The 17,223-nt window shown below is 66.8% G+C and carries 12 protein-coding genes; 9 read left to right on the top strand and 3 right to left on the bottom strand.

All coding sequences use genetic code 11. From position 1 onward, the window contains the following. Positions 1 to 108 precede the first annotated feature (108 nt). A complete protein-coding gene (locus tag BXU08_RS03165; protein WP_253190490.1) occupies positions 109 to 1,626 on the bottom strand; it encodes an MFS transporter in 1,518 nt (505 codons plus the stop codon). A gap of 59 nt (positions 1,627 to 1,685) precedes the next feature. Between BXU08_RS03165 and BXU08_RS03160 the strand changes: the two genes are divergently transcribed. Both BXU08_RS03160 and BXU08_RS03155 read left to right on the top strand, forming a co-directional pair. Next, on the top strand, positions 1,686 to 2,699 hold the full coding sequence (locus tag BXU08_RS03160; RefSeq protein WP_077508714.1) for a LacI family DNA-binding transcriptional regulator: 1,014 nt from the start codon (positions 1,686 to 1,688) through the stop codon (positions 2,697 to 2,699). Beyond that, positions 2,696 to 3,469 (top strand): IclR family transcriptional regulator, encoded by a 774-nt coding sequence (locus BXU08_RS03155; protein ID WP_077508712.1) that lies wholly within the window; start codon positions 2,696 to 2,698, stop codon positions 3,467 to 3,469. The genes BXU08_RS03160 and BXU08_RS03155 overlap by 4 nt, the downstream gene beginning before the upstream one ends. Positions 3,470 to 3,473: 4 nt before the next feature. On the opposite strand, the gene BXU08_RS03150 is transcribed toward BXU08_RS03155, so the two are convergent. After that, complete coding sequence (locus BXU08_RS03150; RefSeq protein WP_077508710.1) at positions 3,474 to 3,857, bottom strand: hypothetical protein; 384 nt, start codon at positions 3,855 to 3,857, stop codon at positions 3,474 to 3,476. Between the two features lie 383 nt (positions 3,858 to 4,240). On the opposite strand from BXU08_RS03150, the gene BXU08_RS03145 reads away from it, so the two are divergent. The 7 genes from BXU08_RS03145 to BXU08_RS03115 all read left to right on the top strand — a co-directional run bounded on the left by BXU08_RS03145 (position 4,241) and on the right by BXU08_RS03115 (position 15,098). Beyond that, complete coding sequence (locus BXU08_RS03145) at positions 4,241 to 5,236, top strand: nucleoside hydrolase (RefSeq protein ID WP_077508708.1); 996 nt, start codon at positions 4,241 to 4,243, stop codon at positions 5,234 to 5,236. A gap of 20 nt (positions 5,237 to 5,256) precedes the next feature. Next, entirely contained in the window at positions 5,257 to 6,723 is a 1,467-nt protein-coding gene (locus BXU08_RS03140) for a hypothetical protein (protein WP_077508706.1), read from the top strand. Further along, the gene (locus tag BXU08_RS03135; RefSeq protein WP_077508704.1) at positions 6,723 to 8,411 is read left to right on the top strand and encodes a multicopper oxidase family protein; all 1,689 of its coding nucleotides are present in this window, start codon (positions 6,723 to 6,725) and stop codon (positions 8,409 to 8,411) included. The genes BXU08_RS03140 and BXU08_RS03135 overlap by 1 nt, the downstream gene beginning before the upstream one ends. Before the next feature lie 168 nt (positions 8,412 to 8,579). After that, a complete protein-coding gene (locus tag BXU08_RS03130; RefSeq protein ID WP_077508703.1) occupies positions 8,580 to 9,050 on the top strand; it encodes a hypothetical protein in 471 nt (156 codons plus the stop codon). Between the two features lie 225 nt (positions 9,051 to 9,275). Then, positions 9,276 to 10,460 (top strand): efflux RND transporter periplasmic adaptor subunit, encoded by a 1,185-nt coding sequence (locus tag BXU08_RS03125; RefSeq protein ID WP_253190489.1) that lies wholly within the window; start codon positions 9,276 to 9,278, stop codon positions 10,458 to 10,460. 10 nt (positions 10,461 to 10,470) lie between these two features. Further along, positions 10,471 to 13,662 carry an efflux RND transporter permease subunit gene (locus tag BXU08_RS03120; RefSeq protein ID WP_077508699.1) on the top strand — a complete coding sequence of 1,064 codons (3,192 nt, stop codon included), beginning with the start codon at positions 10,471 to 10,473 and terminating at the stop codon, positions 13,660 to 13,662. Continuing rightward, positions 13,659 to 15,098: an efflux transporter outer membrane subunit gene (locus BXU08_RS03115; protein ID WP_077508697.1), complete on the top strand. Its 1,440-nt coding sequence runs from the start codon at positions 13,659 to 13,661 to the stop codon at positions 15,096 to 15,098. Before BXU08_RS03120 ends, BXU08_RS03115 begins: the two co-directional genes overlap by 4 nt. A gap of 3 nt (positions 15,099 to 15,101) precedes the next feature. Here the strand turns inward: BXU08_RS03115 and BXU08_RS03110 are convergent, their stop codons facing one another. Next, on the bottom strand, positions 15,102 to 17,069 hold the full coding sequence (locus BXU08_RS03110; RefSeq protein WP_077508695.1) for a S9 family peptidase: 1,968 nt from the start codon (positions 17,067 to 17,069) through the stop codon (positions 15,102 to 15,104). Positions 17,070 to 17,223 lie beyond the last annotated feature (154 nt).

Genomic DNA, 17,223 nt, shown 5'->3' with positions numbered 1-17,223 from the left:
TCCCGTTGCACAAGATTGCGTAATTTTGCACACAGCGCAAGAGGCTTTTTCGCTCTTACTATGGCGTAGCCGGCGGTTCTACATTGCGACGGATTATGCAAGTTTGCATTATTTGGCGCGCGCCCTCGGGATGGTCAGTGCCAGGCAAGCTCCGATCGCCAGCGCTATTGCCGCGATGGTCAGCGCTCCGCCCGGCGCGCCGCCGAACGGCACGCGTACCAGTGCGCCGAGCGTCGCTGCGGCGATCAGCTGGGGCAGCACGATGAAGATGTTGTGGATGCCCATATACACGCCCATCTTGCGCGCCGGCACGCCGTCCGACAGCATCGCATAGGGCAGCGACAGGATCGCCGCCCAGGCCACGCCGATCCCGATCGCCGGCAGCCAAAGCTCGGCGGACCGGTCGAAGGTCGCGAAGCCGAGCAGCCCCAGCGCCCCGCCGGCAAGGCAGATCGCATGACATGCACGCCGGCCCACGCGCCGCGCGACGGCGGGAAGCAGCAGCGCGACGAGCGCCGCGACTGCGTTATACTCCGCGAACAGCATGCCGACCCAGTCGGCGCTGCGCCCATAGGCGGCGGAGGACGGATCGCGCGCGGCCGGATCGAGCGCGGCCACCGCGGGGATCGCATAGACCCAGAGCGCGAACATCCCGAACCATGTGAAGAACTGGACGAGCGCCAGCCGCTTGAGCACCGGCGGCATGTGGAGGATATCCTCGACGATCACTACCATGCCGATCGACGTCCGCCCGCGCCGGCGCAGCGCCACCGCCGCAAGCTGGAGCAGCCCGAACACCGCGGCAATCCCCGCCATCAGGTACAGCTCGCGCGGCGGCTGCAGCGCCGCGGTGAAAGCGGCGAGCAGCGCGCCTCCCAGTGTCCAGGCGACGCCGCTCCTGGCGAGCGCCGCGGCGCCGCTGGCGGTCGGCACCTCGGGATGCGCGACATCGGCACGTCCGGAGGCGAGCTGCCCGGGCGGCCGCTCGGGCGTAGTCGCCACCGACCAGCCCACCGTCACCACCAGCACGACGGCGCCGACCGCATAGGCCGCGGTGACGGTGTCGGCCCCGCCCCCCACGCCGAACCAGTTGGTCAGCATCCAGGGCAACGCGGAGGCGAACACCGCGCCCGCGCCGATGAAGAACACCTGCAGCGCGAACGCCGAGGTGCGCTGCGGCTCGGGCAAGGTATCCGCGACGAGCGCGCGGAACGGCTCCATCGCGATGTTGATCGATGCCGTGAGTACCCACAGCATGACGCAGGCCGACCACAGGGTCGTCACGCTCGGCATCGCCAGCAATGCCAGCGCCGTCAGCAAGCCACCTGCAAGGATATAGGGCCGCCGCCGCCCCAGCCTCCCCCAGGTCCGATCGCTCAGATGCCCGACCACCGGCTGGACGAGCAGCCCGGTGATCGGCGCGGCAATCCACAGCAAGGCGAGCTCATCGACATCCGCGCCGAGCGTCTGGAAGATGCGGCTGGTGTTGACGTTCTGGAGACCCCAGACGATCTGCACGCCGAACAGGCCGACGCACATGTTCCACAAATGCCAGGCCGCCGGCCGCGAGGGAGACGCGCGACCCGAACGCCCGGCCCGCGCCGATCGCCGCTTGATCGCTTGCAAAGTACCCCTCTCGATGCGCTACTAGGGCCGTCTTCGGCGTTGCCGTCAGCTTGGGTCCGATGGGTAGCAATAGCAATAACAATACCACCCTGCAGGATCTCGCGACGCTGGCCGGCGTGTCGGTGTCGACGGTGTCGCGCGCGCTCAACGATCATCCGCTGATCAGCACGCGGACCAAGCAGCGCGTCTGGGCGCTGGCGCGCGACCATGATTACCCGTTCAAGCCGACGATGCCCGCCGGGCCGATCGGCGCAGTCGGATCGATCGCGATCGTCACGCCGGTGATGCGCGGCCGCCCGCTGCCGCTGTCGCATCCCTTCTTCCTCGAGCTGCTCGCCAATATCGGCGAGGCGGCGCGCGAGCGCGACTGCGACTTCACCGTCAGCCACACCGCGCCTACCAGCTTCGACGATCTGGTCGCCACCACCACCACCAGCCGCGCCGACGGGGTGATCTTCCTCGGCCAGTCGATGCTCCACGACGAGTTCAACCGCCTGGCCGAGACCAATGCGCGCTTCGTGGTGTGGGGCGCGCAACTGCCGGGGCAGCTTTATTGCTCGATCGGATCGGACAATCTGCTCGGCGGAAGCCGCGCGACGCGACACCTTGCCCGGCTCGGCCGGCGGCGCATCCTGTTTATCGGCGGTAGCGATCCCGAGGCGATGCAGCGCCGCCGCGGCTATCTGGAGGCGCTCGCCGAAAGCGCCTTCGACGCCGATCCCGAGCTGATCGTGTCGGTGGAGTTCGAACTCGAATCGGCCTTTTCGGCGGTCAGCGGCCTGCTCAAGCGCGGCGTCGCGTTCGACGGCATCGTCGCGGCGAGCGACCTGATCGCACTCGGCGCCATCCAGGCGCTGCGCCGCGGCGGCAAGTCGGTGCCGCAGGACGTATCGGTGGTCGGCTATGACGACATGCTGCTCAGCCGATTGAGCACGCCGACGCTGAGCACTGTCCGCCAGGACACCTTCGCAGCGGGGAGGCTGCTGGTATCGCGAATCATGGACAAGGACGAACACCAGGAGAGCAAGCGCCTCCCGACCGAGCTGATAGTGCGCGAATCGTGCGGCGGATGAGCGACGCCGATCCCGCCGCGGTCGCACCGCGCGAGCGCGCCGGCAGTCAGACGCTGCTGCGCGGCCTCGACATCCTCGAGCAGCTGAGCGGCGAGCCGCTGCGCATCGCCGAAGTATCCGACCGGCTCGAACTGACCTTCCCGACCACCCAGCGGCTGGCCACGGCGCTGATCGACCGCGGCTTCCTCAAAAAGCTACCGCGCGGCCGGCTTGCACTCGGTCCCAAGCTGGTCCGGCTCGGCTTCATCGCCCGCGAACAGATCGACATGCTCGATCTGGCCCGTGCCGGCGCGGACACGCTGTGCGAGGCGATCGGACTCTGCGTCTTTGTCGGCGCGCGCGACGGCGACATGGCGCTCCATCTCCATCGCTCGATGGGCCGCCAGCGCATCGAAGTGGCGACCCGGCCGGGCACCCGGCGCGCGCTCGCCGATACCGGGCTCGGCAAGGCGCTGATGTTCGACGACACCCCCGCGGCCTGGGCCCGGCTGTTCATGCTCGCCCGGCCCGAACAGGACGACGGCGCCGCCGCCATCGACGAGATGCGCGCGCATGTCGCCGCCGGGGTGGTGCTCCATCACAGCACCAGCGACGATACGATCCGCTCGGTCGCGGCGCCGGTTCGAGACGCTTCCGGGACGATCGTCGCGGCGCTCAGCGTCGCCAGCCCGATGCAGTATCTCGACAGTTCACGAATGCGCGAGATCGCGCCGCAAGTCCTGCAAGCGGCGCGCGACATCGGCGCCGCGCTGGGACGCGAGCCGAGCTAGCCGATCAGGATGGCCGGCGCGGCGGCTTGCTGCCGGGGCCGCGGTTCGGTCCGGGTCCGCCGCTGCGCGGCGGCCGGCGCTCGCCGCCGCCGCCACGCGGGCGATGCACCGGCGCGGCAGCCGGCGGCGCGCGCCGCGGCTCGGCACCCTGGGGCGCGACCGAATAGCCTTCCTTGAGCAGCCGGGTGAACGCCGAGCGCACATTGGTGGCGATCGACGCCTGCACTTCCTTGGGCAGATCGGCGAAAGTGGTGTTGGGGTGGATGCTGTTGAGCTCGCGCAGCAGCGGGTTGGGAAGCCCGTTGGATGCGTCCTTCAGCGCCACGATCGAATCGAGGACGGTGGAGAACAGGATCTCCTGCATCAGGTCGGTTGCCGATTTTGCCATAGCCCCGCCTCAACGCCCGTCCGCGGCGCCGGTGTCAAGCGATGACTTGTTTCGCCAATGTGACAGCCGGAATCGCCAGTCGATCGGATGACGCAATGCGCTTGCCCGCAAGCACCGTGCGGACAAGCAGCTGGAGCCACGAAGTACGGCACATCATGCCGGAAATCGCGAACCGATGCGATCCGGACCTATTTCCCTGCTTTCGCATCGATATTTGCTTTAATATTCAATCCGGACATGTATTCTGCGGATCGCTTCTGCGGGATCAATAACTAGCGGATCGTTCTTGCCACGATATTTACCCATGCAAGTTGCACAGACATGCCAACTGGCATAGCATTCGGACGACTCGGGGATTTATTGCCGTGTCTGGGGGAAATGACATGACCGATGCTCCGATTGGGCGGGTATCCGCCGATACGATGACGCCATTGGTCTTCATCCATGATGCCGCCATCGACGATTTCATCGCGACGCTTCTCATCGAATCCATGCCGCAATTCGACTTGAAGGGCGTGATCATCGCCAATGCCGATTGCGTGCCCGAACCGGGCATCGAAGTGGCGTCGCGGGTCAACCAGTTCATGGGGCGCCCGGATCTGCCGCTGGGCCTCAGCAAGGCGCGCGGCTGGAACCCGTTTCCCTGGCCCTATCGCGGCGATTGCATCCGGCTCGGAGCAATTCCGATCCTCGCGCCCTTCACGTCCAATGTGCCGACCCCGCCGCCCTCGGGCGACGATCTGCTCGCCGACATGCTGCAGGCTGCGATCGACACCGGCACGCCGCTGACCATATTGCTGACCACCGGCTTCACCCCGCTCACCGATGTGCTCGCCGCGCGGCCCGAACTGGCGCAGGGCGTCGGCCAGATCGTCTGGATGGGCGGTGCGCTGGACGTAAAGGGCAATCTCGATCCGTCGACGATCCCCGCGGAAGTCGCCAACAAACATGCCGAGTGGAACGTGTTCTGGGATCCGTTCGCCGCGGACGAGGCGCTGGCGCGCTTCGGCGAGGTCGCGGTGTTCCCGCTCGACATCACCGACACCGCCGCGGTCACCAAGGAACTGATGGCGACGCTCCAGGCGCAGGGTGCCGAGCACAGCTTCTCGCAATTCGCGTACGAGGCGTACGACCTCGTCTCGGAAGAGCCCTTCTACGACATGTGGAACGTCACTTCGACGGTGTGGCTCGACGCGCCCGAACTCTATTCGGCGCCCCGCCAGACGCCGCTCCAGGTCGTCCAATGGGGCTTCGAGCAGGGCTGGTTACAGCCCGCGCCGCCCGAGGCCGATCGGCCCTCGCACAACCTCTATCTCAGCTTCGCCGACCAACCCGGCTTCTACGACTATGTGACCACGCGCCTCGCCAGATCGGCGTGACGCAACCACAGGGGGTGACCATGGGGAATGCGTTTCGGGGCCCGGCGATCCGGGCGACGGGTCTCGCAGCCTTGTTCGGGCTCGTCGCGATCGGCACCACCGGGTGCAAGCAGGCCGAGGCGCAGGGTGGCGGCAATTCGCCCGCCGCGCAGTTCGCCTTCCGCGATTCGGCCGATACGCCGCCGCCCAACCCCGGCCGCATCTTCAAGCTCAGCGACGATTATCCCAAGGCGATGCCCGGGGCGTGCGCGGAGTGCGACTGGCTCAAGATCCCGGTGAGCTTCGACGCCAATTTCCCGCCCAAGGAATCGCCGCACGCGTGGACCCAGGGCAAATGGGCCGACTATATCGGCTCGATCCTGCGCTATGTCCGCCAGGGACAGGATCCCAATCTGCGCGACGAAGTCGGCTTCCTGGTCGATGTCGGCGGCAGCACGCGCTGGTTCAACGTGCCGTGGATGGCGTTCGACCCCAGTGTCGGCCGCGAGTTCCGCCACGGCACCACCAACGAGCGCACTGCCGAGCTCGAGGATCTGGTCGGTCCCGACGGCAAGCCGCTCCCGGCGGACGCGGACTCGATCGGCGCCGCGCACTTCCTTCCGCACATGACCACGGCCTGCAAGCAGCGCTACCCGCGCGGGTTCGAGACCTGGTCGGTCGGCTATTACAATCCGCATGGCGGCTATGCGATCGGCAAGGCGATCCCCAAGGACGGCGTGCCGAAGGTGGTCGATTACATGGGCTCGCCGATGCCCGACGGCCTGCCCTTCCCGGTCGGCACCGCAGTGGTCAAGGTGCTCACCACCAACGCGCCGGTCGATTGCGTGCCGTTCCTCGCCGGATCGCCCGAATGGCGCGTCAACCGCCATGTCCAGAACCCCAATACCAAGGAATATATGTGCAAGCGCGAGGTCCAGGTCTCGCGCATCGTCCAGATCGACGTCGCGGTCACCGATCCGCGCTCGCCGAGCGGCTGGGTCTACGGCACCTATGCCTATAACGGCACGATCAAGGGCGCGACCTTCTGGGACCGGCTGATGCCGCTCGGCGTGCAATGGGGCGCCGATCCGTGGACCTTCCCTGCGGTGCCCAAGCGCGACAGTCAGCCGCTCCAGCAATCGGTCGCGAACCCCAAGATGGACATTTTCCAGCACATGGGCTGCCAGGGCCGTCTCGCCGGTCCGGTCGATAATCCGCAATCCTCGTGCATGTCGTGCCACGCCAGCGCCTATGCCGCGAAGCCGGGGTCGCTTTCGGTGATGGGGACCAATGCGCCGCCCTCGTTCGGGTTCGACGGGCTGTGCACGGCCTATTCCCTGGACAACGCCGCCTATTTCCAGACGACGCGCCCGCCGCAGAGCTTCCCGGGCGGGAAATATCCCAATGCGATGTCGCTCGACACCTCGCTCCAGCTCGAAGTGGCGTATCAGGAATATGGCCAGTTCGCGACGTCCAAGGCGCCCAAGCCCTGCAAGGATCCCAGCTGATGCCCGGCCCCGTATCGCGCCGTGACCTCCTCAAAGGGGTCACGGCGGCAGCGGTCTCGACCGCGGCAGTCGCGCCCAGCCAGGCAAAACAGGCCAAAGCCGGCGGCGAGTTCTTCGAGCTGCGCTGCGGCTTCAAGGAGGCGATCCTCGACGGCAACCGGGTGCGGCTGCGCGCCTATAACGGCCAGGTGCCCGGCCCGCTGATCACCACCCGCCCCGGCGACACGATGCGGATCCGACTGCGGAACGAGCTTCCGCGCTACGATTCACGCGCCTGGAACGGCGATCACAACGTCCCGCACAAGCTCGACAGCACCAACCTCCATGTCCACGGCATGGATGTCATCCCGCATCTGTTCGAGCCGCTGGGCACCAGCGATCCGCTCGCGCCGATGATCGGCATCGAGCCGGGCGAGCAACTCGAATATGTTTTCGAGATTCCCGACGATCACCCGCCCGGGCTGTACTGGTATCACCCGCACCACCATGGCTCGACGGCGGTGCAGGTCGTCACCGGGATGGCCGGCCCGATCATCGTGCGCGGCAAGATCGACGAAGTGCCCGAGATCAAGGCCGCGCGCGACATTCCGCTGGTGATCCAGGACATCGGCCTGTTCCCCAGCGAGACCGATCCCAAGCTGTGGACCTACGAACCCAGACAGAACGCGATCTGGCAGACCTTCGGCGGCAACGTCACGATCTACGATCCCAAGACGGGGCAGGCCGAACCGACCAAATTGAAGGGCGGCTTCACCACCGGCGACTATGCGCTGCGCTATTACCTGATGAACGGCGAGCCCTTCTTCAAGGAAGTGCACGACAACGCCAATCCGACTGCGCCCACGCCGACGCAGCTCAAGCCGCAGCGCATCAAGATGCGTCCGGGCGAGGTCGTACGTTTCCGCGTGCTCAACGGCTGTTCGGACAATCTCATGCCGATCCTGGTCGAGGGTCACGACTTGCATCTGATCGCGCTCGACGGGATCAATTTCGACGCGGTGCGCACGATTGCGCCTTACGGGGCCGACGGCACCGGCCAGGTGATGCTCTCCCCCGCCAACCGCGCCGAATTCCTGATCAAGGGATCGGCCAAGCCGGGCATCTATCGCATCCTCCAGCTCGCCCAGTCGCAGCAGTTCCTCGCCAGCCCGCAAAAGGTGATCGCCGAGATCGAAGTCGTCGGCACGCCGACCAACATGGCGCTGCCGACCAAGCTGCCGCCCGCCGCGCGCTATTATCCGCTGATCAAGCCGTCCGAGATCAAGGCGATCCGCACGATCGAGTTCGGCGGTGCGTTTCCGGGCGTCGCCAACCCGGTGGTCGGCATCGATTTCTTCATCAACAACATGCAGTATGGCGAGCAGGCGGTGCCGACCGTCGTCCGGCTGGGCGACACCGAGGAATGGCATCTCGTCGTCGAAGGCGCCCATCACGGCGGCACCGAGGGCCATCCCTTCCACATTCACGAAATCTCGTTCGAGCTGATCTCGATCAACGGCGTCGCGCAGCCGCCCGGCACGTTCATGGACACGGTCTGGGTGGCGAAGGACAGCGTCGTCGTGGTGCGGATGCGCTTCATCGGCTGGCCGGGAAAGACCGTCTTCCACTGCCATATCCTCCCGCACGAAGACACGGGAATGATGCAGAATTTCCTGATCCTGCCGGCGGAGAAGCCAGGGCATCACTAGGCCGGGTGGGAAAATCCGAACGGCCGAAACGCGTGTGTTTGGGCTCGGAATCCGTCTTTCCACTACCGCCCAGTTGCAGATATAGGGTCTTGGCTGCATCGTGCTTTGATGAATGAAGCGCCAAGCTCTTGCTGTTGCGTAGCCCTGCCTGACTTGGCCGCAGTGCCAATGGGCGGCGACGGGCTCGACGAGCGAGTGTTCGCGACCGTCGAGAATATCGTCGATCATGGCGGAGACGCTTGGTGGCTACATCTTTCGCAGTGCCGCGCCTGCGGTCAGCATTGGCTGATTGCTCAGGAAGAACGCATCTTCGATGAGCACTTCCTACGGCGATTGAGCGTCGATGAGGCCAGGCGCATTTCTGTCAATGCGGAATGGCCGGTCGAGTTTCTCAGTTACGAGCGTGTGCTCAGGACAGGGCACGCCTTGCGCGTTCGACCCTGCGTCTTCTTAGAACAACTTTCTCCGTCGCTGGTTTGGGCTGCGGAAGACCTGCGCAAGGAGCGGCCCGACATCTCAGTTGAGGAGATCGCGCTTCTGCTCGGTGCCACCGCAACGCAGGCGAAGCGACTCTTGGCAGCGGCTTCTTCGAAGCAGGGTTCATGGTGGCAGCGGACGCGCGACCGTTTGGGTTGGTAGCGGCTAAATCGGCGAGGCTGGAATGTCCGCTATCCACCCAATTCCCGCCATTCCCGACCCGCGAATGCCGCCGGAAATCGGATGGCGCAGCGGTCGGAACTTGTCCGTGCGGACCGGCTCCCGTACCGCCAAGCAATAGTCCAGCAATTCCTACCGATAGGTACGAATCTTCTTGCAACACCGGCTGGCTGCTTTAGTTGCTGCAGCGCAAGAAAGGGGAAGTCTGTGCGGCTCGTGCTCGGAATTTTGGGATTGTCGTTGCTTGCCGGATGCGGCGGAGAACAGGCGCCGCCTGCCCCGCCCCCGCCGCAGGTCACCGTCGCCACGCCCGTCGAGCGCGAGGTGGAGGACTGGGACGACTATACCGGCCGCTTCGTCGCGCCGCAGGACGTCGAGATCCGCCCGCGAGTCAACGGCGTAGTCACCGCGATCCACTTCCGCGACGGTCAGGACGTGCGCCAGGGCGCGCCGCTGTTCACCATCGACCCCCGCCCCTATCGCGCCGCGCTCGCCCAGGCCCAGGCCCAGGCATCGCGCGCCAATGCGGCGCTGTCGAACGCCCGCCAGGTCACTGCGCGCAGCCGCAAGCTCGCCACTGCCCAGGCCGTCAGCACCGAGGAGCTCGAGGCGAACATCGCTGCCGAGCGTACCGCGGCGGCCGATCTCGCCGCCGCGCGCGCCGCGATCGACAATGCCCAGCTCAACCTGAGCTTCACCACCGTCCGCGCGCCGTTCAGCGGCCGCATGTCGGATCGCAAGGTGAGCCTCGGCGCGTCGGTGGCGGACGGCCAGACGATCCTCACCCGCATCGTCTCGCTCGACCCGATCTGGTTCGAATTCGAAGGTGCCGAGAGCTTCTACATCAAGAACCTGCGCCAGGATCAGCGCGGCGAGCGCGGTTCGTCGCGCACCACCGCCAATCCGGTTCAGATCCAGCTCGCCGACGAGGCCGAATATCGCTGGCAGGGCCGGATGGAGTTCCTCGACAACGCCGTCGATCCGGACTCGGGCACGATCCGCGCGCACGCCGTGGTCCAGAACCCGAACCGCTTCCTGACGCCCGGCATGTTCGGCCGCGCGCGGCTGCTCGGCTCGGGCACGTACAAGGCGATGCTGATCCCCGACGAGGCGATCGTCACCGACCAGACCCGCCGCCTCGTCTATGTCGTCGGCAACGACAACAAGGCGCAGCCGCGTCCGGTGGAAGTCGGCGCGACGGTGGGCGGCCTGCGCATCGTCCGCGACGGCCTCGCTCCCACCGATCGCGTGGTCATCACCGGCGTCGGCAGGCTCCAGCCCGGCGCGCCGGTCTCGCCGGTCAGGGGCGTGATCAAGGCGGATGCCGCCAAGCAGGCAGCGCCGACCGCTCCGACGCAGGAGCCGGCCTCGGGCCAGGCGACTGTCCGCTAAGGACCGATTGATGAAATTCCCGCATTTCTTCATCGACCGGCCGATCTTCGCGGCGGTGCTGTCGATCCTGATCGTGATCGTCGGCGCGATCGCCTATCCGTCGCTGCCGATCGCCCAATATCCGAGCATCGCGCCGCCGACGGTGGTGGTCACCGCGACTTATCCGGGTGCGAGCGCCGAAACGCTGGCCGAGACCGTCGCCGCGCCGATCGAACAGGCGATCAACGGCGTCGAGAACATGATCTACATGACCTCGTCGTCGACCGGCAACGGCCAGACCCAGGTCACCATCGCGTTCAAGCAGGGCACCGACGTCGATCAGGCGCAGGTGCTGGTGCAGAACAAGGTCTCGCAGGCCGAGCCGCGCCTGCCCGAGGATGTCCGCCGCCTGGGTATCACGGTGAACAAGAACTCGCCCGACTTCCTGATGGTCGTGTTCTTCACCTCGCCCGACAACAGTCTCGAAATCCCCTACATCTCGAACTACGTCACCCTGCAGGTGCTCGACCGCATCGCGCGCGTGCCCGGCGTCGGCCAGGCGCAGGCGTTCGGCGGCCGCGACTACAACATGCGCGTGTGGATCGATCCGGGCCTCGCGGCCGCGCGCGACATGACCGTCGATGAAGTCGTCAATGCGATCCGCGGCCAGAACCTCCAGGTCGCCGCCGGCGCGGTCGGCCAGCCGCCTTATGGCAAGACCAGCCCCGCCTTCGAGCTTGGCGTCCAGGCCAAGGGCCGGCTAAGCACGCCGGAGGAGTTCGGCAAGGTCGTCGTCAAGCGCGATACCGAAGGCCGGCTGACCTATCTGCGCGACGTCGCGCGGGTCGAGCTCGGCGCACAGGACTATAATTTCAACGGCTATCTCGGCGGCAAGAGCGCCGTCGGCATGGGCATCTTCCAGATGCCGGGTTCGAACGCACTCGCCACTGCCGACGCAGTCAAGGCCGAGCTCGATTCGCTGTCGAAGAGCTTCCCCGCCGGGATGAAATATTCGATCGACTACAACCCGACCGAATATATCTCGGAATCGATCAGCGCGGTCGAGCACACGCTGATCGAGGCGCTGGTCCTCGTCGTGCTGGTGGTGCTGATCTTCCTGCAGAGCTGGCGGACCGCTTTGATCCCGATCATCGCGATCCCGGTGTCGCTGGTCGGCGCCTTCGCGGTGCTGTTCGCCTTTGGCTATTCGCTCAACACGCTGTCGCTGTTCGGCCTCGTCCTGGCGATCGGCATCGTCGTCGATGACGCGATCGTCGTCGTCGAGAATGTCGAGCGGCTGATGGAAGAGGAAGACATCGGCCCGCGCGAAGCCGCGCACAAGACGATGGACGAAGTGTCGGGGGCGATCATCGCGATATCGCTCGTCCTCGTCGGCGTGTTCGTGCCGACGATGTTCATCCCGGGCATTTCGGGTGCCTTCTACCAGCAGTTCGCGATCACCATCGCCTCTGCCACCGTCATCTCAGCCTTCGTGTCGCTGACGCTGTCGCCGGCGCTCTGCGCGCTGGTGCTCAAGAAGCCCGACCACGATAGGGCACCAACCCCCGGCTGGCGCGGGCTGCCCGCACGCGCGGGGAAGAAGTTCAACTCCGGGTTCAATTGGCTCTCGCACAAATATAGCCGCCTCACGGCGCGGCTGGTGCGGATGCTGGTGATCGTCGGCGTGGTCTATATCGCATTGATCTTCGTCGTGGGCTGGCGCTTCTCCGCCACGCCGAGCGGATTCATCCCGCCGCAGGACCAGGGCTATCTGATCGGCGTGGTCTCGCTGCCGCCGGGCTCGTCGCTCCAGCGCACCGACGCCGTGGTGCGCGAGGCGATCAAGGAGTCGCTGAAGCTCCCCGGCATCCAGACGTCGATCGGCTTTGCCGGCCTCGACGGCGCCAGCTTCTCGACTGCGCCGAACGCCGGCGTGATCTTCTTCGCCCTGAAGCCGCACGCAGACCGCGACCAGCATGCCGACGAAATCCAGCAGGCGCTGTACCCCGCGCTCGGTGGAATCACCGGCGGTGACATCATGGTCATCGCACCGCCGCCCGTTCCCGGCATCGGCACCGGCGGCGGCTTCAAGATGATGATCCAGGACCGTTCGGGCCAGGGCTATCAGGCGCTGGCGCAGGCATCGATGGCGATGATGATGGGCGCGAACCAGGCCGAAGGCGTCGCCGGCGCCTTCTCGCTGTTCAACACCGGAACCCCGCGCCTCACCGCCGAAGTCGATCGCGACCGCGCCGAGCGGATGGGCGTGCCCGTCTCGAACATCTATTCGACGCTCGGCTCCTATCTCGGCTCGGCCTATGTCAACGACTTCAACTATCTCGGCCGCACCTTCCGCGTGACCGCGCAGGCCGACGCCGCCTATCGCGACGACGCGTCGGACATTCAGACGCTCAAGACCCGCTCGGCCTCGGGCAAGATGGTGCCGATGAGCGCGGTCATGGCGCTCAAGAACGACGCCGGCCCGTATCGGGTGGTGCGCTATAACCTCTATCCCGCCGCCGAGCTGATGGGCGACACCAAGCCCGGCTTCTCGACCGGCCAGTCGCTCGATTCGATGGAAGCACTCGCCAACCAGACCCTGCCCAAGGGCATGGGCTTCGAATGGACCGAGCTCGCCTTCGAGCAGCGCCAAGCGGGCAATACCGGCGTGATCGCCTTCGGCCTTGCCGTGGTGTTCGTCTTCCTGCTGCTTGCCGCGCTCTACGAGAGCCTGGTGCTGCCGCTGGCGGTGATCCTGATCGTGCCGATGTGCCTGCTCGCCGCGATCCTCGGCGTGAATGTGATGGGCATGGACAACAACATCCTGACGCAGATCGGCCTCGTCGTGCTGATCGGCCTCGCTGCGAAGAACGCGATCCTGATCGTCGAGTTCGCGCGCCAGGGCGAGGAGGAGCAAGGCCTCGAGCCTGCCGCCGCCGCCGAGCAGGCCGCCCACCAGCGCATGCGCCCGATCATCATGACGTCGATTGCGTTCATCCTCGGCGTGCTGCCGCTGGTGATCGCCAGCGGTGCTGCGGCCGAGCTTCGCCAGGCGCTGGGTGTCGCGGTGTTCTTCGGCATGATCGGCGTGACCATCTTCGGCCTGCTCTTCACCCCCGCATTCTATGTGATGGTGCGGAAGCTGGCACGCTGGTCGGAAAAGCAGCGCGCGCGGTTCCGCAGCAAGCCCGACAGCAAGCCGGAGCCGGAGGCCGCAGCATGAAGCGCCTGACTATATTCGCCGCCGGGCTGCTCTCGGCCTGCGCCGTCGGCCCGAACTATGAGCGGCCCGAAACGCCGCCGACAGCCGCGGGCACCTTCGTCGATCCGGGCGTGACCAAGGTCTCGCTCGGCGCGGTCGAAGGCGAGTGGTGGCATCTGTTCCGCGATCCCGTGCTCGATCGCCTCGTGGTCGATGCACTGGCGCACAACACCGATATCCGCGTCGCCTCCGCCAATCTCCGCCGCGTGCGTGCCCAGCTGTCCGAAGCGCGCAACCAGCGCCTGCCCACGACGGACCTGAGCGCCAGCTATACCCGCCAGCGTGCCGGCTCGAACGCCTCCAACATCCCCGGCATGCCCAGCGTCGAGTTCGACGCGTTCCAGGTCGGGCTCGACGCGGGCTATCAGGTCGACATCTTCGGCCAGGTGACGCGCGCGATCGAAGCCGCGCGCGGCGACGTCGCCGCGGCACAGGCGGCGCTCGACGCTGCCCGCATCGCGATCGCCGCCGAGACGGCGCGCAGCTACGCCCAGGCCTGCAGCTTCGCGGCCCAGGCCGCCGTCGCGCGCGAAACCGCACAGCTCCAGGACCAGACGCTCGGCCTCACCCGCCGCCTGCTCGAGGCTGGCCGCGGCACCCAGCGCGATGTCGACCAGACCCTCGTCCTCGCCGAGAATGCGCGTTCGCAGGTCCCGCAATTCGAAGCCGAACGCCGCGCCGCGCTCTACGCCCTCGCCACGCTCACCGGCCGCCCGCCGGCCGAGACCGATGCCGAGGCCGGCGCGTGCGTCGTGCCGCCGCAGGTCAGCGGGCTGATCCCGGTCGGCGACGGCGCCGCGCTGCTCGCCCGCCGCCCCGACGTCCGCCAGGCCGAGCGCAACCTCGCGGCCGACACCGCGCGCGTTGGCGTCGCCACGGCGGCGCTCTATCCGTCGATCCGGCTGCTCGGCTCGGTATCGCTCGGTGCGCAGGACATCGGCGATCTCGCCAAGTCCGACTCGTTCAATTTCTCGCTCGGGCCGCTGATCAGCTGGAGCTTCCCCAATATGGGCCAGGCCCGCAGCCGGCTCCGCCAGGCCGAGGCCACTGCGGAAGGTTCGCTCGCCAGCTTCGACGGCACCGTGCTGACTGCCCTGCGCGAAGTCGAACAGGCGCTGGCCCGCTATTCGGGCGAGATCGAGCGCAACGTCGCGCTGCGCCGCGCCGAGGCGGCCGCAAGCAACGCCGCGCGCATCGCCGGCCTCCGCTTCTCGGCGGGCCGCGACACGCTGCTCCAGCGCATCGACGCCGAACGCGACCGCGCCACTGCCCGCGCCACGCTCGCCCAGTCGAATGCGGCACTGGCCGAGGCACAGGTCGCGCTGTTCAACGCACTGGGGGGCGGATGGGAAACCGCCCCCGAGCCGGTGCGCCGCGAGCCCGTCACCGCCCAATAGGCGTCAATTCGCCGGCGGATCGGCCGGATTGTGCTTGGCGAGGAAGGTTTCGAGGCGCGTGAGGAAATCCGTCAGGTTGGCGGCGCTTTCCAGCCCATGCCCCTCGCCTTCGTAAAAGGCAGTGGAAATCTCCGGCCCCAAATCCTTGCGCTTGGCCAGCGCCTTGATCATCTGCTGCGCCTGCTGGGCGGGCACGGTCCTGTCGAGCGTGCCATGCGCAATCAACACCGGCACGCGCAGCCGTGAAGCCTGGGCGAGCGGAGAAAGCGCCTTGAGGTCGACGTCCTTCTCGCCGCTCACGCGCTGCTGCCATTGCTTGAAATAGCGCGTCGCGTTGAACATCCGCCGATCGTAGCGCAGCATGCCGGGCAAGTCGGTCACCCCGGCCAGGCTGGCGGCGCAGCGATAGCGCTCCGGATTGCGGATCGCGCCCCACAAGGCGACATAGCCACCATAGGATGTGCCCATGATGCACACGCGTTTCGGATCGATGATGCCCTGCCCGGCCAGCCAGTCCACGCCGTCATCGACATCGTCCTGCATCTTGCGGCCCCATTGGCCATAACCTTGCTCGACGAAGCTCTTCCCATAGCCGGTCGATCCGCGGAAATTGGGCTGGAGCACGGCATAGCCGCGGCTGGCGAAGAACTGCACGAACGGATCATAGCGCCATCCGTCGCGCGCGAAGGGCCCTCCATGCGGCAGGACGATTAGCGGCAGGTTCTTGTCCGCCCGCCCCTGCGGCAACGTCAGGTAGCCCGGGATCGCCAGGCCGTCGCGCGCGGTGTAGCGGATCGGTGCGACCTTGCTCAGCCGCGCTTCGGACAGTTTGTGATAGGGCTTTCCCAGCGCTTCGAGCCGCCGCGCGGCGATATCGAAGGTGTAGAATGTGCCCGGGTCGCTCGCGCCGCCAGACCAGACCAGCAGATGCTTGCCGTCAGCGCTGCTGTCGACCACGACGGTGTCGAGATCGGGAAAGGCCTTGTCGAGGCGCTTCTGCACGGTCTGCATCGCCGGCGTGGTCCAGGCGACACGCGCACGCTCGTCTTCATAGGAGATGCCCGCGATCGATCGCGTGGTCGGATCGGGCAGGATCGCAGTGACGTCCACGGCAGGATGCTCGTAGATCGCCTCGCCGATCTGCCCGGTGCGAAAATCGAAGCGATAGGCCGCAAAGCGCCCGGTCCGCGCATTGGTGAGGATCGCGCCGGCATTCTCGCCCGGAAAGAAATAGACGCTGTCGACCGAGCCTTCGCTCCCCTCGAAGCGCGGCGAGCGCACCTTGGCGAGCGGCGCGCCGGGCCGATCGCGATACCACATCGTCCAGCGGTCATTGTCATAGGCTATGCCTGCGCGGACCACACCGGCCGTATCGGCGAACCAGCTCCAGACATTGGGCCGCGCCTTCTCGACGACTTCGCTGGCGCCCGAGCTTATATCGATGCGCCGCACCGCCGGCGTGTCGCCCAGCGCTTTGGGTGCGGCGAGAAGCAGCCACTCGGCCCTCGGATCGATGTGGAGCACCTCCCCGGTAATGAGCAGGTTGTTCTTGGGATCGAGGTCGTGCTGCGCCTTGGTCTGAAGATCGACTACGGTCAGTTTCGCGATCGGCATCGTCATGCCGAGTACCTCCAGCACGAGCTCCGACCGGACGAGCAGCCGGTTGGGGCCGGCCCAGCGCACGTCCGCGATGGGCAGGACGCCGACATCGTAATAGCTGGGCTCCGTCTCCTTCCCCGCGAGCGGGACGACGAGCAGCCGGGTCTTGGTGCCGGTATGCTCGACCGCGGCGACCCGCGTCGCGTCCGGCGACAGCTTCGGCACCGAGAACCCCGGTTTCTCGGCAAAGACGGCCGCGGGGACAGGCGCCACGACGGTTCGCGCGACCGGCGCCGTTTGCGCACCCGCCCCCGATGCGCCGAGCAACAGAAATGCCGCGCCGCCGATGCAGCCCAGCCGGATCGCCCCCATAGTCTTCCCCCTCGCTGAATACGCTCCAGCCGCCTCAGTCTAGAGTCAGCCTAAAGCGCAGCGCAAGCGCCCCCCCGTGGTGCCGTTCGAGTCGATGCGTCGGCGATTGCCTATCGTCCCGCGGCACGGCATGCTGCGCACTTCAAATCAGAGG

The organism is Sphingomonas sp. LM7 (assembly GCF_002002925.1).
GTDB lineage: Bacteria > Pseudomonadota > Alphaproteobacteria > Sphingomonadales > Sphingomonadaceae > Sphingomonas.
This window is presented reverse-complemented; position numbering and strand designations above follow the sequence as displayed.

Bases quoted from the DNA above. Each gene is read 5' to 3' on its own strand.
- BXU08_RS03140 (WP_077508706.1), top strand. From the start codon at position 5,257: ATGGGGAATGCGTTTCGGGGCCCGGCGATCCGGGCGACGGGTCTCGCA.
- BXU08_RS03155 (WP_077508712.1), top strand. From the start codon at position 2,696: ATGAGCGACGCCGATCCCGCCGCGGTCGCACCGCGCGAGCGCGCCGGC.
- BXU08_RS03150 (WP_077508710.1), bottom strand. From the start codon at position 3,857: ATGGCAAAATCGGCAACCGACCTGATGCAGGAGATCCTGTTCTCCACC.
- BXU08_RS03160 (WP_077508714.1), top strand. From the start codon at position 1,686: ATGGGTAGCAATAGCAATAACAATACCACCCTGCAGGATCTCGCGACG.
- BXU08_RS03120 (WP_077508699.1), top strand. From the start codon at position 10,471: ATGAAATTCCCGCATTTCTTCATCGACCGGCCGATCTTCGCGGCGGTG.
- BXU08_RS03145 (WP_077508708.1), top strand. From the start codon at position 4,241: ATGACCGATGCTCCGATTGGGCGGGTATCCGCCGATACGATGACGCCA.
- BXU08_RS03110 (WP_077508695.1), bottom strand. From the start codon at position 17,069: ATGGGGGCGATCCGGCTGGGCTGCATCGGCGGCGCGGCATTTCTGTTG.
- BXU08_RS03130 (WP_077508703.1), top strand. From the start codon at position 8,580: ATGGGCGGCGACGGGCTCGACGAGCGAGTGTTCGCGACCGTCGAGAAT.
- BXU08_RS03135 (WP_077508704.1), top strand. From the start codon at position 6,723: ATGCCCGGCCCCGTATCGCGCCGTGACCTCCTCAAAGGGGTCACGGCG.
- BXU08_RS03115 (WP_077508697.1), top strand. From the start codon at position 13,659: ATGAAGCGCCTGACTATATTCGCCGCCGGGCTGCTCTCGGCCTGCGCC.